Origin of the sequence: Enterovibrio norvegicus DSM 15893 (genome assembly GCF_900115495.1) — a bacterium.
Lineage (GTDB): Bacteria > Pseudomonadota > Gammaproteobacteria > Enterobacterales > Vibrionaceae > Enterovibrio > Enterovibrio norvegicus.
The window spans coordinates 136,459-153,489 of record NZ_FOWR01000006.1 but is presented as its reverse complement, the minus strand read 5'-3'; the positions used below and the strand labels follow the sequence as shown (position 1 = coordinate 153,489).

Genomic DNA, 17,031 nt, shown 5'->3' with positions numbered 1-17,031 from the left:
TCAATTGATGCACTGGAATTGCAGGGTTTGTGCCAATATTTATCTTATTGATAAATATAGAAATAAGTAAATATATGAAAAGGCGAAAGTGTAAAAAAGACAACGAGGGTGTTGTCTTTTTTACATCGGCGTGTGAATGGAAGTGAAATAAACCTCAGCGATGAATGCCGAGCTTCTTGCCCATGCGATAGAGATTGCCTCTGTCCATGTGCAAAAACTCCGCGGCTTTTGCCCAAATACCGCCCGTTTTTTCAAGCGCATGAGAAATAAGGTCGCGCTGATAGGTTTCTACCAATTCACGCATACCATGATGGTCTGGCGGGAAATAGTGCGATGTGTTTTTGACATCATTATTCGCTGAGACGACATCAAAATGCCCCATTTCAATGGTGTGACATTGTGCTTGAATAGCACGCAACGCTGCCCGAGTGAGCGAGTGTTCTAATTCACGCACGTTTCCAGGCCAAGGCAGCTCTTCCAGCATGGCTAAGGCTTTTGCATGAATGTGAAGGTTCGGCACATTAAATTGGTGACGCACTTTTTCTAGCAGATAGCCCGCTAACACAGGAATGTCGCCTTCACGTTTGCGCAGCGCAGGCACAGCGATTGGGAAGACATTCAAGCGATGGAAAAGATCTGCACGGAAATGGCCAGCATCCACTTCTTTTTCGAGTATGCGGTTCGTGGCCGCGACGATACGGACATTCACCAACAAGTGTTTATCGCTGCCGACACGTTGTAACTCGCCTTGCTGGATCACGCGAAGCAGCTTTGCTTGCAGTACCAAGGGTAATTCGCCCACTTCATCGAGGAACAGGGTTCCCCCATCAGCCAGTTCAAATTTCCCTGCTCGGTTGCTGGTGGCACCGGTAAACGCGCCTTTGACATGGCCAAACAGTTCGCTTTCAGCCAAGCCTTCTGGCAATGCTGCACAGTTCACATAGATCATGGGTTTGTCGCTGCGGTTTGATTGCGCATGGACGCTGTGTGCAACCAATTCTTTTCCTGTGCCCGTTTCTCCCGTGATTAACACGGCATAGTCCGAAGCGGCAACTGTGGCGATATTGTGTCGAAGCTGCTGTATCTGCGGGCTGAGCCCTATCATTTCGCCTTGCAGCGAACGCGCTTGTTGGATCAGGGTTTCGGTGACTGATTTTTGTTTGTGATTTTGTGCTTTTAGTGCGTTCACCAAACCCATATTTCGCAGCGTGGCAGCGGCCAATGCAGCAAAGGTCTCAATCGCGACGGGTTCTATTTGATCAAACGCGCCCACGGTTAATGAATCCATGGTGAGTGCTCCGACCAAGTGCCCGTCAACATACAAGCTGCACCCCATACAATCATGCACATCAATGGATGCATCTTCCGTGAGTAACACACCGTCAAAAGGGTCGGGGAGCGGGCAGTTTGCATCGAAACGAACCGGTTTTTTGGTTTCGACGATGGCTTCGAGACGTGGGTGAGATTTTGGGAAGAATCGTCGCCCAAGCACAGCGCTGGAAAGCCCTTTTACGGCGACAGGCGAGAGGAATCCATCTTTATCAAAAATAAACAAGGCGCTGGCATCACAGGGAAAGACGTCACTCATCCCGTCAATCAAATGTTGATACTGTTTCTCGCTGGCAAGGTTTGAGCTGAGGTTCAATGCGATATTGAGTAGCACATGGTCCATATTCGAAGACATGAGAAGAACCGAGAAAAGGAAACACGGAGGAATAGTAGCAATCTGATGTCATTTGAACATCGAAACCAAGCATTGATTGATGTCTGATTGACCACGATCAAACTAGCAAAATGGATGTCATTTGAGGTGAAATTTACACTTTCCTCATTTCGTCGAGGTAAGCCCATGAATGTTTGTTGATTTTGACATTTATCTTAAAATTGAACCGAGCATCTAGAAAACGCAGGCAATCATGTCGGCGGGCTAACTATCGGTGATACGGTATTCATTCGATATAACCTAAAACAACAAAGGAAATACGAATGTTCAGTCACGTAATGTTAGGTGTGGACGACATGGAAAAGTCAAAGGCTTTTTATGATGCGATTTTAGGCAAACTTGGGTATAAGGAAGGCGTGTTTGACCCCAAAGGCCGTTGTTTCTATTTTTCGCCAACCAGTGTGTTCGCTATCACCAAGCCCATTAATGGTGAGCCTGCGAGTCATGGGAATGGTAGCACCATCGGCTTTGCTGCGGCGAGTCCTGAATTGGTTGATGCGTTTCATGATGCGGGTTTGGCAAACGGCGGTACAACCTGTGAAGAACCTCCGGGTGTCAGAGAGTCCGCAGTAATGAAGCTTTACTTAGGGTATTTACGTGATCCATCAGGCAACAAAATCTGCGCAACCCATCGATTGCCAGAATAATCACGACGAAAGGGTATGTTCATTGCCCTTTTTCTCCTCCCTCTGTGTCTATGATTGCTGGCTAGTCACGAGAAGTAATAGCATGAGCGATTATTTTAGTGCCTTTTTTGTGCCGCGCGAATGCAGCTTAATGCTCAAAGGCTTATTCCAAACTCAAGTTCTGTGCGCAGGTAAAATGCCTGGGTTGATGCGTGATCGGATCGATAAATTCCACGGATTTTGCCAGCAGTTGCAACGGGGCATCGAAGTTATCCGCAGAAAGCGGCTGTAACGTCGGGTAGTATTTGTCGTTCAATATTGGCCAACCCAATGATTGCATGTGAACACGCAGTTGGTGGGTTTTCCCTGTCACAGGGTGCAACTCAAACAATGCTTTTGAGGCCGATTGTTTGATGCATCGAATCACTGAATGGCTGTTTGCATCACATTCCGTCACCACCATTCGAAAACGCGGTTCAGACTGAACGAGACAATTTTTAACCTCCCACTCTTGGCCGACAATGTTTTCGCCCTCGTTCAGTTGAGCAACGGCTTGGTAGGTTTTGTGTATCTGCCGGGTTTCGAACAGGTGGTGATAGTGCTGGCGGCTTTCGGGGTTAATGGAAAACATCACCAAGCCTGCGGTTACTCTGTCTAAACGGTGCAGTGCCTGCAAGTCTGACAAACCTGTGCGCTTTCGCAGTCGATTCTGAAGACACTCATTCACAAACGCACCGCCGGGGATTACCGCGAGAAAATGCGGCTTATACGCCACCACAATGTGTTCGTCTTGGAACACGATGTCTTCGTTGAAGGGAATGCGCTGCTCGCTCTCCACTTCGCGGTAATAGCAGATGCGTTGCTGAGGCTTAAATGGAGAGTGTTCGGTGACGAGTGTGCCGTCGAAGAAGTGCACCTTTCCATCACGGACACGTTGGTGCCAAACCTGCGCGTCAATGAAGGGGAATTTGATGATGAGGTATTCCAATACCGTCTCGACCCCAGGATTGGTTTGCGGCAAGCTCAATGTGGAAGGTTGCTCTGAAATGCTCATGATGGGTCATCTATTCTGCGTGGCGGGCGGGCGATTATAGTGTAAGTCGGCTTCTAGAGTAAGAAGAAGCCGAGGTTTACGCATCACGGATGAACTTGATCCTCCCTGCACACATCCCTCTGAACCAATTCTTATACCTATAGAACCAAACTCTTTGCTTGTCAGACGGGGAGTATTGCGTTTGAGGTATTTGCCTGCAGACTGGAGGTTATCTTCATACTGGTCTGTCCTTAACTTTAAACACGCTTAGAGAGAAGGATGGCGAGTTCTGGAATCCTCTAATAACAATCACATGGAGTGATGATGACTGAATCTGTGCCTACGCTGGTGACATACGCGGTTTTAGGGTGGATGGCGCTTAACGTTATTTTTTACGTGTCGGAAAAATGGAGGGTATTTTCCGACATCATTTGGATTCTACTGGCGGGCATCGCATATGGCTGGGTGTCGACCAATCCAGAATCGGGTTTGCCAGAATTGGTGATGGATCCAGATGTTGTCTTGTATGTCTTTGTGCCGCTGTTGATCTTCGCATCCACCAAGAAAATGTGCCTGTTCCATTTCAGGCCCATCATCGTGCCTGCCGTGATCGCAGGAACGCTCGGCATCGTGGTGAGTATGTTGACCATAGGGTTGGCTATCCACGGGTTGTTGGATGTTGCCTTACTGCCTGCATTGCTGTTTGGCGTGATCATTTCAGCGACCGACCCGCTTGCCGTCAGTGCCTTGTTCAAAGGCAACGAAAGCATCACTGAAAATCAAAAATTACTGATAGAAGGTGAATCGATCCTCAATGACGGTTTTGTTGTTACTGTGGCTGGCATACTCGCATTGCTGATTTTCAGCATGACCAGTTTCAGTGTGGTTGATACCAGCGTGAGCTTCGTTACCCATATTGCGGGTGCGCTGATCAGCGGGGCGCTACTCGGTCGATTAGCCCGTTTTATTCTTCGATTAATGCACACGTCGCACTACATACTCACCACCAATATCACGCTCGCCCTTGCTTATGGCAGTTTCGTGGTGGCAGAAACCTTGCATTTTTCTGGCATTTTGGCGGTGTTCGCTGCAGCGCTCGCTTATGGGTACAAACCAGACAAAGACAGAACCAACCGCCTTGCAGAAGAAAGGGTGTGGGAATACCTCGATTATGCGGCAAACGCTTTGCTGTTCTTCTTGCTAGGTACCAGCTTCTTTGCGTTGACGGCAAATACAGACTTGCCCGTTAGCCATACGTTGTTAGCGATAGGGTTGTTGTTCGCAGGGCGTTTTGTGGCGCTTTCTTTGTTGAAACCTTTGATGCGAGTAGAAGGTATGCGCCTTTCGATGAATGAGTTTTGGCTACTGAATTTCTCTGGGGCTCGCGGTGCCGTGTCGGTAGCGCTTATTTTACTGCTGCCTGCAGATTTTGAGTATCAATCGCTGTTCTTGTCGTTGGCGTTTGTCATGATTTTGTTCTCTCTGCTTGTTTACCCGCTCGTGACGGTAAGAATACTGTCGAAAATGACGCGTTGATATCTCAGCCCCCAAGCTCTCGCATTTCCAAAGGCAAACACACCAGTGTTTGCCTTTTTTGTTTCTGGCGAATTCTCAACCTATGTCCATTCAAAGCTACATCCACTCAAAGCGATGCCCATTCAAAAAATAATGCTTAGTGGGCTAAATAATGAGCGGTTGTAAAATTCATAGCCTTCCACTCTAAAATTATAACTTGATGAAAAATAGACAGTTAAATTCATTTGTTCATATTTACAAACAGTTATGACACTAACTTGATTTTGACAAGTCGTGTCTTATTTGTAAGTCTATTTTTAATTGAACGATCAATCAAAAAAAATTCCACTACATTTACTGTCGATGGTTCATCGATTTCAACGTGGAATGATGATCGCTGAAGGACGAAGACCAAGGAGGGTTTGAATGCCAAAAGTAGGAATGCCGGCAATACGTCGTCCCCAGTTAGTGGAAGCCACCATGGCTGTCATTGATGACGTGGGTCTTGCTGGCGCAAGTGTCTCGCTCATCAGCAAAAAAGCCGGTGTGTCGGCGGGAATCATCAATCACTACTTTGGCGGTAAGCATGGCTTGATGGAAGAAACCATGCGCTCCGTACTTCGCCAACTCTCTAGTGGCGTGCAACAACGATTGAGGTTGGTTGACCGAAGCGATCCTAAAGGGCGGATCCTTGCGATTGTCGAAGGGAACTTCGATGGCAATCAAGTGAACAGCAAAGTCACCAAAACATGGCTCGCGTTCTGGGCCCATGCCATGCATGAACCTGCGTTATTTCGTCTTCAACGCGTCAATGCTCAACGTCTTCTCTCACACCTGACTCTCGAACTCAAAATGCTGATGCCAGCCGAACGCGCTGCATTTGTCGCGCAAGGTATCGCAGCAATGATTGACGGTATCTGGCTTCGCGGCGCGCTAAATCCTGATGGGATTGCCCCCAAATCTGCCGTCGCTGCCATCGAAGATTATCTCGAACTTCAGTTACAACACGCGTCTAACGCGTCACCTTCTTATCCAGACCAACAAGGTAAAAATTAAATGGATACTCAACAACTCTATATCCACGGCGGTTATGTAGACGCGACCTCTGGTGAAACATTCAAAACGCTCAACCCAGCAACCAATCAGCCGTTGGCAGATGTGCAACAAGCCAGCCAAGCGGATGTGGACAAAGCCGTTCAATCAGCATGGGAAGGCTTTCAAGTGTGGTCAGCAATGAGCGCGCCTGAACGTCGCACCATTTTGAATCGTGCCGTTGCCATCCTTCGCGAACGTAATGACGAACTGGCGGCCTTGGAAGTCTTGGACACGGGTAAGCCCATTCAAGAAGCTTTGTATGTGGACATCGTGACTGGCGCGGATGTGATTGAGTATTACGCCGGTCTGGCGGTTTCCATTCAAGGTGAACAGCAAAGCTTGGGGGAAAACCAATTCTTCTACACGCGCAAAGAGCCGTTGGGTGTGTGTGCTGGCATTGGCGCGTGGAATTATCCGATTCAAATTGCGATGTGGAAAGCAGGGCCTGCACTGGCTGCGGGTAACACCATGGTGTTTAAACCATCGGAAGAAACGCCTTTAACGGCGTTGAAATTGGCGGAAATCTTTACCGAAGCGGGCATGCCCGATGGCGTGTTTAATGTGGTGCAAGGTGACTACCGCGTGGGTCAAATGCTGTCACGTCACAAAGACATCGTGAAGGTCTCGTTCACGGGCGAATGCGGCACGGGCAAAAAAGTGATGGCGGATGCGGCTGGCACACTCAAACCAGTGACCATGGAGCTAGGGGGTAAATCACCCCTTATCGTGTTTAGTGATGCCGAACTGGATAACGCCGTCTCTGGTGCCATGCTGGCGAACTTCTATACCCAAGGGGAAGTGTGTACCAATGGCACACGCGTGTTTGTGCATGACGACATTTATGATGCGTTCATTGAGCAACTGAAAACCCGCACTGAAAAACTCATCGTTGGTGACCCTAGCCATCCTGATACACAAATTGGCGCACTTATCTCAAAAGATCACCTCAAAAAAGTGCTCGGCTTCATCGAGCAAGGAAAGCAAACCCATGCCCGTCTGTTAACCGGTGGCTACCAAATCACCGAAGGAGATTTGGCGAACGGTAACTTTGTCGCGCCGACCATTTTTGCTGAGTGCGACGACGGCATGCCGCACGTTGAAAGTGAAATCTTTGGCCCTGTGATGTCTGTTTTACGATTTAGCGATGAGCAGGACGTGATTGCGCGCGCCAATGACACCCACTATGGCCTCGCTGCAGGCGTGTTCACGACGAATTTCTCTCGCGCTCACCGAGTGATTGCCAAGCTTCAAGCCGGCATTTGCTGGATCAACAACTGGGGTGCGTCGCCAGCAGAAATGCCTGTTGGCGGTTATAAGCAGTCAGGGATTGGTCGTGAAAATGGCGTCCAAACACTGAGCAGTTACACCCAAACCAAGAGTGTGTATGTCGAGCTTGGGGATGTGGACAGCCCTTACGCGTAGCCCCGAGTCAGTAAAGGAATTGAACGATTCATGAGTAATACTGAATTTGATTACATTGTTGTTGGCGCAGGCTCTGCGGGCTGCGTGTTGGCAGACCGCCTGACCGCATCTGGTTATCACAAAGTTCTCTTGTTAGAAGCGGGCGGCACGGACAGAAGCATTTTTATTCAAATGCCGACGGCACTGTCGTACCCCATGAACACAGAGAAATACGCCTGGCAGTTTGAAACTCAAGCCGAAAAAGGCTTGGACGGGCGAAAGCTTCATTGTCCGCGCGGCAAAGTGTTGGGTGGCAGTTCTTCCATCAATGGCATGGTGTATGTGCGAGGCCATGCCCACGACTTTGATCAGTGGGAAGCGGAAGGCGCAAAAGGCTGGAACTATCAGTCTTGCCTACCGTATTTCAAGCGCGCAGAGCATTGGTCTGGCGGCGGGAATGACTACCGTGGCGGGGACGGGCCAGTTGGCACTTGCAACGGCAATGACATGGCATTGAACCCGCTATACCGCGCTTTCATCGATGCAGGAGAACAAGCTGGTTACCCTGTCACGGATGACTATAACGGTTATCAGCAAGAAGGCTTTGGCCCGATGCACATGACGGTCGATAACGGTGTACGTGCTTCAACGTCGAACGCCTATCTTCGCCCTGCTTTGAAACGTTCTAACCTGACCCTGATTAAAGGCGTGACGGTCAACAAAATTATTCTGGCGGGAAAAACCGCCGTCGGTGTGAGCTACAGCAAAGGTGGCCAGACGGTTGAGGTGTATGCCAACAAAGAGATCATCAGTGCTGCAGGTTCAATCGGTTCTCCGCAATTGCTGCAATTGTCAGGCATCGGCCCAAAAGCGGTGCTTGAAAAAGCAGGGGTCGAGGTAAGCCTCGATTTACCCGGTGTCGGCGAAAACCTGCAAGACCACCTTGAAGTGTATTTCCAATATCACTGCAAGCAGCCGATTACGTTAAACGGCAAACTCGGGCTTATCAGTAAAGGCTTGATTGGCACGCGTTGGATCTTGTTCAAAGACGGTTTAGGTGCAACCAATCATTTTGAATCGTGCGCATTTATCCGCAGCCGCGCGGGCATTAAATGGCCGAACATCCAATACCATTTCTTACCAGCAGCCATTCGATATGACGGTAAATCTGCCGTTGAAGGGCACGGATTTCAAGTGCACGTTGGACCTAACAAACCTGAAAGCCGCGGGCATGTGCGTATTACGAGCGCCAATCCTGCTGACAAGCCAGAGATCGTTTTCAACTACATCAGCACAGAACAAGACAAACAAGATTGGCGCGATTGCATTCGCCTAACCCGTGAAATTCTCTCACAGCAAGCGTTCGATGCCTTCGGTGACGGCGAGATCCAGCCGGGAATGAATGTAAATACGAATGAAGAGATAGATACCTGGGTGAAAGCAAATGTGGAAAGTGCTTATCACCCATCATGTACTTGCAAAATGGGTGCAGACAGCGATCCGCTGGCGGTGTTGGACGAGAAACTCCGCGTGCGCGGTATTGAAAACCTCCGTGTGGTGGACTCTTCCATTTTCCCTACCATCACGAATGGAAACCTTAATGGCCCAACCATTATGGTGGCAGAACGCGCATCAGACATCATTTTGAATGATGACACTTTATCACCAGTAGATGTGTCGGTGTGGCAAGACCCGAATTGGCAAACCAAGCAGCGCCTTTTTCCGCTCGATGAGCGAGGCGAGAATCAAGTTTGATTGAGTTAATGACTCATTGAGTCGACGTAAATCCCGATGAGAGAAACATAAGAATAAGAGAACACCTGTAAACGTCAGTAAAAAAGGAGTGGATGCGGCAATGATGTTGCATCCTCGCACTCAAAAAAGGAAAAGGAACGTAATGATGGATAACAAACAGACCAAACGACTAACAGGGCTGAGCCTCGCACTTGCAGCAACCATGGCTGCTGCACCTGCAATGGCGAGCCAATGCGATGTTGTGCGTTTTTCTGATGTAGGTTGGACTGACATTACTGCGACCACCGCGGCGACAACGCTTGTACTGCAAGGTATGGGATACAAGACCGACATTCAGTTGCTCTCAGTACCTGTTACCTATACCTCGCTGGCAAACGGTGACATCGATGTTTTCCTGGGCAACTGGATGCCAACCATGGAAGGCGATATCGCTAAATACCGCGATGCGGGCACGGTTGAAACCGTAAACATGAACCTTGAAGGCGCAAAATATACCCTTGCTGTTCCTAAGTATGCGTTCGAAGGTGGTGTGCAGAGCTTTGAAGATATCGCAAAACATGAAGACAAATTCAAAGGCCGTATTTATGGCATTGAGCCGGGTAACGACGGTAACCGTCTGATCCAAGACATGATCGATGCAGATGCGTTTGGCTTGGAAGGGTTCAATCTGGTCGAGTCGAGCGAAGCGGGCATGTTATCGCAAGTGAAACGTGCTGTACGTCGTGATCAATGGATTGTGTTCCTTGGTTGGGCGCCGCACCCAATGAACAGTAATTTCGAGTTGGAATATCTGGCCGGTGGTGATGATTACTTTGGCCCGAACTATGGCGGAGCCAATGTCTTTACCAATGTGCGTAAAAACTATCTCAGTGAGTGCCCGAACGTAGGCAAACTGTTGACCAACCAAAAGTTCTCGCTGGCGATGGAAAACGACATCATGAACGGCATTTTGAACGATGGGGATAAGCCTGAAATCGCGGCACAAGAGTGGTTACAAGCGAACCCAGACGTGCTGAATGCATGGTTAGATGGCGTTAAAACTGCTGACGGCAAAGATGCGTTGGCAGCGGTAAAAGCGCATTTAGATATCCAGTAATCATCGTTGTGTCTCCCGTCCGCAGTGATTGACGGGAACATAGGGTAGGTGGCGCATGTGCATTTTCTCTGCGTTGCCGCCCACACCATGATGGATTTTGGAGTACACATGAACTGGATTACAGACAATAAAATTCCACTCGGCAGCTACATGGAAACCGGTGTGGATTGGCTAACGTACAACGCTTCTGGCTTTTTCGACGCGCTCTCCGTGTCGCTAGAATGGTTGATTCTCTCCCTTGTTGACGTCATGCAGTGGTTTCCGCCTTATGTGCCGATTGCACTGACCGCCGCCATTGCGTGGTTGCTTCACCGCAGCGTGCCATTGGTCGCTTTCGTTGTGGTCGCACTCTTATTGATTTTGAATCTCGGTTATTGGCAAGAAATGATAGAAACCTTCGTGCTGGTGCTCACCGCCACGTCACTTTCTGTCGCTGTGGGTGTGCCCCTTGGCATATTGGCTGCACACCGTCCTTGGCTGTATACCTTCATGCGGCCCGTGTTGGATTTGATGCAAACCATCCCAACGTTCGTTTATCTGATCCCGACCTTGGTGTTGTTTGGTCTTGGCGTCGTGCCGGGTTTGATTTCGACGATCATTTTTGCGATTGCTGCACCGATTCGCCTTACGTACTTAGGCATTCGCAGCGTGCCGGAAGAATTGATTGAAGCGGGTAAAGCGTTCGGCGCAACCCCTTCAAAATTACTCTATAAAGTGGAACTTCCTGCCGCGATGCCGAGCATCATGGCGGGGATCACCCAGTGCATTATGTTGTCGCTTTCAATGGTGGTTATCGCCGCACTGGTTGGCGCAGATGGTTTGGGGAAACCCGTGATCCGCGCGCTTAACACGGTGAACATTTCTCAAGGATTTGAAGCGGGTCTGGCGATTGTCTTGGTGGCGATTATCCTCGACCGTTTGTGCAAAGCACCTGCATCTCAAAACAAGGAAGGCTAACCATGAATGCACTTACGATTAACAACCTCGATGTGGTGTTCGGGCAATCTTTGGACAAAAGCCTCGCCTTGTTGGATGAGGGGAAAACCCGTCAGGAAATCCAAGAGGCCACGGGCGATGTTGTGGGCGTACACAATGCCTCGCTCACCGTTGAAAAGGGCGAGATCTGTGTGTTGATGGGCTTGTCCGGTTCGGGTAAATCGAGCTTGTTACGTGCCGTGAATGGCCTTAACCCCGTGACACGCGGTTCCCTTGAAGTGAACCTAGGTGATGATGTCGTGAACCTTGCTGGTATTGATGAGAAATCGTTGCGTGATTTGCGTTCACACCGTATCTCCATGGTGTTTCAGAAGTTCGCCTTAATGCCGTGGTTAAGCGTGGTCGACAACGTCGCCTTTGGTCTTGAGATGCAAGGCATGGGGAAAACTGAACGACGCAAACACGCAGAAGACAAGCTTGAACTGGTTGGACTGAGTGAGTGGAAAGACAAATTTCCGCATGAGTTGTCGGGCGGCATGCAGCAGCGAGTGGGTTTAGCGCGTGCTTTCACCATGGACAGCGATATTTTGCTGATGGATGAGCCGTTTTCTGCGCTGGATCCTTTGATTCGAAATCAGCTTCAAGATGAGCTGATTGAGCTTCAACGCAAGCTCAACAAAACCATTGTGTTCGTGAGCCACGATTTGGACGAAGCACTGAAAATTGGCACTAATATCGCCATCATGGAATCGGGCAAGATCATTCAACATGGCAAGCCAGAAGACATCGTGCTTCGTCCTGAGAATCAGTATGTAGAAGACTTTGTCGCGCACACCAATCCGCTTAACGTGCTGCGTGGTCGCTCCCTAATGACATCGCTCAGCGACCTTACACGTGTTGGCGACACCATAGTGTTAAAACGCCATGAACAGACGGTGTTGAAAACCAATGAGCAAGGGCTGGTAGTTCGTGCTCAACGCCAAGAGCAAGATTTACCCTTGGTGAAGTGGAGCAAAGGCGACAGCATCGAGGCATTGGCTGTGGATTCTGTGGTGCTTGCATCGGCAGATATATCTATGCGCCATGCGCTCGAAATTCGCTATCAAACTGGTCAGCCAGTGTTGCTGAGTGAAAACGAGAAGGTTATTGGCGTGCTGTGTGATAACGACTTTTATCATGCACTGCTCGGCAAGCATTTCTCACAAGCGGCTTAGCCGCCCAGCAGCTGACTAATCTACGAAATAGTCATGAAAATGAGGTACAGACACATTGGATGTCTCTACCTCATTTTTTTGCCGTGCAGCTTGTTGAAAGTGGAATTGGCTCGCCTTATCAAGCATCTTTCGGTGTCTCGAATCACCTTTTCATGTGGGAAGTAATGCGTCCTTACATTAGGGGTTGTTAACGTAAATCACCCCGTTAACGTTTATCTTTTTAGGTAGCCCAGATGACCGCTATTTTCATTGTTTCACTTCTTTTCAGCGTGTTCTTTATCTTCGGAAATAATAGGGGGTGTTGGGACGGCGAGCTTACTTGTCACTTCTGCAGGTGCAATTTGCTTCCACGTGCGTTTTGATACGTGGAAAGACGGTATCCCTGCCATCGCCACTTTGTTTCTCTAACGCTTTGTGCTCTATGCGAAATTGAATGTGTTGTGACTTATGAGTAGTGTGGGGGAGACGGTTTTTACTCACACAAACGCTCAAAGGACAACACCTCGTTATGGATATCAATGATCTGCCTTTTGGTACAACGGATTGGAAAGCTATTACGCCTACTGAACACAAAGGTGAAACGGGCATGGCTTACTGGCGCACGCAGCACTTCGGGAACATGCGCGTTCGCATGGTGGAATACTCCGCTGGGTATTTGGCAGACCATTGGTGTTCGAAAGGGCACATTCTATTTTGCTTAGACGGTGAGCTAGACACAGAGTTAGATGATGGGCGCACCTATACCCTTACAAAAGGCATGAGTTACCAAGTGGCAGATAATGCTGAAGCGCACCGTTCTTCGACAAAAGTGGGTGCCACGTTATTCGTAGTGGATTGACGTTTTAAAAGGGTCTCAGAAACCTACTTCATCGCATTAAAATAATCCCTGAGCATTGCTCGGGGCTTTTTGTATAGGGTGTTGGTGGTCATTTTGGATATTTTTTAAGGGTGTTCGATTAATTGGTATAGTCGATTTTCCCTCATGGGTTTTTAATGTTTTAGTTTGAAGGGAATTCTAAATTTCTAATTTATAACCATCTAATAATAATGCTAAACCCGCACTTTTAACTGACTAAAAAATTAGGGCGGTGAACCAATTAACGACTAATTGGAAAAGTTTGACATGCTTATTTCTTAGGGTGTCTTATATTTTTCCTGCCTTTGATTTAAAAGGCTTCATTCACGTCAGCTAATATTAGGAAGTTATAATGAAAGTTGCGAAGTTTGGTTTAATGCTAACAGCTTTAGCATTTTCAACCTCATCATTTTTTACACAGGCATCGGGCCTCTATCCAGGTCACGTGCTGAATAAAACTCACCGTGCGAATACCCATCATATTGTTCGAAATTTTGTTGAAACACGGTCAGGTTATGGCTATGTCACTTTCAGTGGCGGGAAGGCCATTGGCAACACTGATAATGCGTTTACTGTGACCGTTGGGCCGCACAACACAAAGATCGGATCAATACGTGGTGCGGTTGATTTGAACTTTAAACCAGAAGAGTTGAACTGTGTTCGTGGCTTACACCTCTCACTCACTGTGAGTGAGAAGGTTCCACTTTCAATAAGCCCAAGCTGTGATGCACTTCTTCGCGCAGACATCAAACGGAGCATTAGTCATACCGTTGCCGGCGGTGAAGTTCCCCTTCCGGAAGTACCAATTGATCCCGCAGGCATTTTTCGACTTGGTGTAAAGGTTGGAGCAACGCTGAAGGTCGGTGCGGACTTTGCCGCTGGTCTAGAGGTGGGTGGTTTTGACAAACCCAACGAGTCGATTGAAATCAATGGTCAACGACGACCTGACTTTGTCTATGCCAGCGTTCGACCATTTATTTCAGGTGCGGCGAAAGCGAGTGGTTACGCCAAATTAAACCTCTTTTTAAAAACGGTTGAAAAAGGCGTAAAAGGGAAATTAAATTTAATTAATGCAGGAACGACAGCTTACGCGGAAGCCGGTGTGACGTATAAGCCTGAAACAAATGCACAAGAACCTGCGTTTAAGATAACCACACTGCCACTAATTATGGATGCGAGTGGTTGGGTTATGGTGAATCCAACTTACAATATGGATCAAAATAAAAAGTATCAATATTATACCCGATTAAAGTGGGATGCGAATGCATCCGGTGGTGATGGGAGTGTTGGACTTTATTGCGATGTGAAATTGTTTGGTATGGCGAGAATATTCTATGCGGAAACCACGTTGATCAGTTGGTCGCCTATTTATGAGTACACCAGAACAATTTATGACAGAACAACATATATCTAAATTAATTTGAGGCATATGTCCGAGTCGTCTTTCAAGGGAAATTTGCATACCAACGGGTTGTGGGTTTCTTAGATGTTCTCGGGCATATCATGTGACCCTATTTTTCGATTGGAGACACAATGAATAGAAAATTATTCTTCATCTCGTTGCTTGTCTGCGCAATGATTGCCTCGTCATTCCTTTTGTTTGAATCGACACCACAGACGACGGCCGACAACAAAACGCAGCAAGAGGATGCTGAAAACAGTACCACGGGTGTTGAGCGTCCCACCGCGATCATTAGCAGCAAGGTCAATACTTCTTCAACGGGCCTTCCTATCGCATTGAGCGACAATGAATTTAAAGCTTACAGCGTGATTATTCGATCAAAGTTACGAGGGGAAGGTGCAGCACTGGCCGACTTCACCAACACATTGAATATCGCGCTTAGCCTCAAAGGGAAGGGGCCATTTAAAGGTGTTATCTATGAGGTGAAATTTGAATCTGAAGATCCTGACACTGATATTCCTCCCCACCTCGGTTTTACGTTTGATTACCGTTCGGGCGAATTCAGCCATGTGTCGATGCTAGGGCTGCCATCTCAGCATCCTCTCAATATCGTTCCTACCTTGTTAGCGCAGTTCTCCTACTTTGAAGGCACGCGCAGCATAGAACTTGCAGACGGCATACATACCTATGTTTATACGCTCAAAGGAGACCAAGTAACACGGCTGAAAGCGGAGAATGCTCGCTCGTCGGCAAGCTATGAGACGTTGGCAGAACATGACATATGGAATCTGACGTTGGACGCCTCCCTGTTTCCATCGCGGCTACAAACCAGCGCAGGTAAAACCTTTGTCATGGATGGATCAGAGCTTCAACTTGAGCAGGACATTGCGATCACCCCCATCGAAGCAGATGCTTCCATCTTGGCTAATGTCAGCTTCGACGTGGGCACTAACGCCCAATACAGGGTGGCGTTTAATGAAACAGGCCCAAAAATAGACGTGAACGATGAGAATTTCATGGAAACGCTGGTGGCATTTGATGCATCGCCGGATTTATCCACGGCACAAGCGCTGGGCGTGTATTTGGTGAATCAAGGATGGGGATTTGTGCGTGATTTATTGAACGAAGATGACATCACGGACAGCATGCGATCAAGCCTGATTTTCGCATTGGAGCGGTCGGGTGCGCAGGAAGGCGAGTACATGCTTGCCGCTTTGATTGAAGATGACTCCCTCGGTGAAACCGATCGTCTTCGTGCCATTATGTCGATCGTGAAAATGGGAGAGACAAACAGTCAGGTGGCGTTGAGTGCGCTGCAAAACATGCTCGATCACCCTAACGAACTTCTGGCACAAACCGCCATATTGAACATTGGGATTCTGGGAAACCAAAACCCGCAAATGAGCAGTGATGTTACGTCGTTTTTATCCGAGCGCTTATCGTCTGAAGGCTCGGGCTACAGCGAATTGTTGGCTATCAGTAACCTTGGGAATTCAGCGCTCGACAGTCAAGTTTTGCCATACCTCAACAGCGAGTATGCAGATGAAAGGCAGGTCGCCGTAAAATTGCTAAGTCGAAATCCTGATATGCAGCCTACATTGCTAAACCAGATGTTGAGCGACAGCCATCCCAATGTGGTGAAAGCGATCACGACGGGCATTGAAAACCATAGCCAAGACTTTCAGTTAAATGAAAGCGACCAAGCGAGAATACGCAGCCGCTTAGATGCGCCGGATATTCTTGCACCCACGCGGGATTTGCTGTTTATGTTTCTTGCTAACAATGCCCAACCAACAGCCTTGAATAAGTCTGCGGCGCGCAAAATGCTAGATGCTCCCGGTGTTTCAGAATCGACGTTGGTGCTCGCCCAAGAGTTACTGAACCAATAACGATCGTCAGAAACTAAAAACGCCAACATAACGTTGGCGTTTTTGTGTTTGACCAAGAAGCGTTGGCTTACTTACCGCAGCACTTCTTGTATTTCTTTTCGCTTCCGCAAGAACATGGGTCGTTACGGTTTGGCGTTTTATCAAACACTGTGGTTTGAGGTTTTGCCAGTAGCGTTTCCAACTCAGTGATGTCTTCTGGCTGGTCTGCATCGACGGTAATGGACACGAATAGCTCGCTTTCAAGCGCGATCGCTTCAAGCTCTGCTTTGCGTTCTTCAGTCTGCACCGTTAGCGTTAATGGTAGGTCTTCTGAACCCGGTTTTGCAGCACGCTTAGTGTTATAACCAAAACTTTGATACTTTGGTTTTTTCTCAATTCTGCCTTTATAGAAAAACTTAGACATGGGATTTTTCCGGGTTTGTTAAATGCGGAGTGAGGTTATACAGCAAAATGCCCATCGAAGAAACGGAATCTAATACCTAGATGGGCA

The 17,031-nt window shown here is 48.2% G+C and carries 14 protein-coding genes; 11 read left to right on the top strand and 3 right to left on the bottom strand.

From position 1 onward, the window contains the following. Window positions 1–154: 154 nt before the first annotated feature. A complete protein-coding gene (gene norR, locus BM082_RS05595) occupies window positions 155–1,684 on the bottom strand; it encodes a nitric oxide reductase transcriptional regulator NorR (protein WP_074925647.1) in 1,530 nt (509 codons plus the stop codon). Window positions 1,685–1,986: 302 nt separating this feature from the next. On the opposite strand from norR, the gene BM082_RS05590 reads away from it, so the two are divergent. Further along, window positions 1,987–2,370 (top strand): VOC family protein, encoded by a 384-nt coding sequence (locus BM082_RS05590; RefSeq protein WP_017010671.1) that lies wholly within the window; start codon window positions 1,987–1,989, stop codon window positions 2,368–2,370. A 142-nt stretch (window positions 2,371–2,512) separates the two neighbouring features. Here BM082_RS05590 and BM082_RS05585 read toward each other — a convergent pair whose 3' ends face one another. Continuing rightward, window positions 2,513–3,403, bottom strand: a complete 891-nt coding sequence (locus BM082_RS05585) for a pseudouridine synthase (RefSeq protein WP_074925644.1) — start codon at window positions 3,401–3,403, stop codon at window positions 2,513–2,515. 303 nt (window positions 3,404–3,706) lie between these two features. On the opposite strand from BM082_RS05585, the gene BM082_RS05580 reads away from it, so the two are divergent. The 10 genes from BM082_RS05580 (at window position 3,707) to BM082_RS05535 (ending at window position 16,541) form a co-directional block, all read left to right on the top strand. Continuing rightward, a complete protein-coding gene (locus BM082_RS05580; RefSeq protein WP_017010673.1) occupies window positions 3,707–4,918 on the top strand; it encodes a cation:proton antiporter in 1,212 nt (403 codons plus the stop codon). 405 nt (window positions 4,919–5,323) lie between these two features. Beyond that, window positions 5,324–5,953, top strand: coding sequence for a transcriptional regulator BetI (gene betI, locus BM082_RS05575; protein WP_017010674.1), 630 nt, complete (start codon window positions 5,324–5,326; stop codon window positions 5,951–5,953). After that, window positions 5,954–7,414, top strand: coding sequence for a betaine-aldehyde dehydrogenase (betB, locus tag BM082_RS05570; RefSeq protein WP_017010675.1), 1,461 nt, complete (start codon window positions 5,954–5,956; stop codon window positions 7,412–7,414). Window positions 7,415–7,444: 30 nt separating this feature from the next. Then, window positions 7,445–9,148 (top strand): choline dehydrogenase, encoded by a 1,704-nt coding sequence (gene betA, locus BM082_RS05565; RefSeq protein WP_074925641.1) that lies wholly within the window; start codon window positions 7,445–7,447, stop codon window positions 9,146–9,148. A 202-nt stretch (window positions 9,149–9,350) separates the two neighbouring features. Beyond that, the gene (locus tag BM082_RS05560) at window positions 9,351–10,244 is read left to right on the top strand and encodes a choline ABC transporter substrate-binding protein (protein ID WP_371734895.1); all 894 of its coding nucleotides are present in this window, start codon (window positions 9,351–9,353) and stop codon (window positions 10,242–10,244) included. Window positions 10,245–10,352: 108 nt separating this feature from the next. Beyond that, a complete protein-coding gene (gene choW / locus BM082_RS05555) occupies window positions 10,353–11,201 on the top strand; it encodes a choline ABC transporter permease subunit (protein ID WP_017010678.1) in 849 nt (282 codons plus the stop codon). 2 nt (window positions 11,202–11,203) lie between these two features. Then, window positions 11,204–12,394 (top strand): choline ABC transporter ATP-binding protein, encoded by a 1,191-nt coding sequence (gene choV, locus BM082_RS05550; protein ID WP_017010679.1) that lies wholly within the window; start codon window positions 11,204–11,206, stop codon window positions 12,392–12,394. 508 nt (window positions 12,395–12,902) lie between these two features. Then, window positions 12,903–13,232 carry a DHCW motif cupin fold protein gene (locus BM082_RS05545; RefSeq protein ID WP_017010680.1) on the top strand — a complete coding sequence of 110 codons (330 nt, stop codon included), beginning with the start codon at window positions 12,903–12,905 and terminating at the stop codon, window positions 13,230–13,232. 370 nt (window positions 13,233–13,602) lie between these two features. Next, the gene (locus BM082_RS05540) at window positions 13,603–14,664 is read left to right on the top strand and encodes a hypothetical protein (RefSeq protein WP_017016635.1); all 1,062 of its coding nucleotides are present in this window, start codon (window positions 13,603–13,605) and stop codon (window positions 14,662–14,664) included. A gap of 119 nt (window positions 14,665–14,783) precedes the next feature. Then, window positions 14,784–16,541 carry a HEAT repeat domain-containing protein gene (locus BM082_RS05535; protein ID WP_017015699.1) on the top strand — a complete coding sequence of 586 codons (1,758 nt, stop codon included), beginning with the start codon at window positions 14,784–14,786 and terminating at the stop codon, window positions 16,539–16,541. Window positions 16,542–16,608: 67 nt separating this feature from the next. On the opposite strand, the gene BM082_RS05530 is transcribed toward BM082_RS05535, so the two are convergent. Next, complete coding sequence (locus BM082_RS05530) at window positions 16,609–16,944, bottom strand: PBPRA1643 family SWIM/SEC-C metal-binding motif protein (RefSeq protein WP_017015698.1); 336 nt, start codon at window positions 16,942–16,944, stop codon at window positions 16,609–16,611. Window positions 16,945–17,031 lie beyond the last annotated feature (87 nt).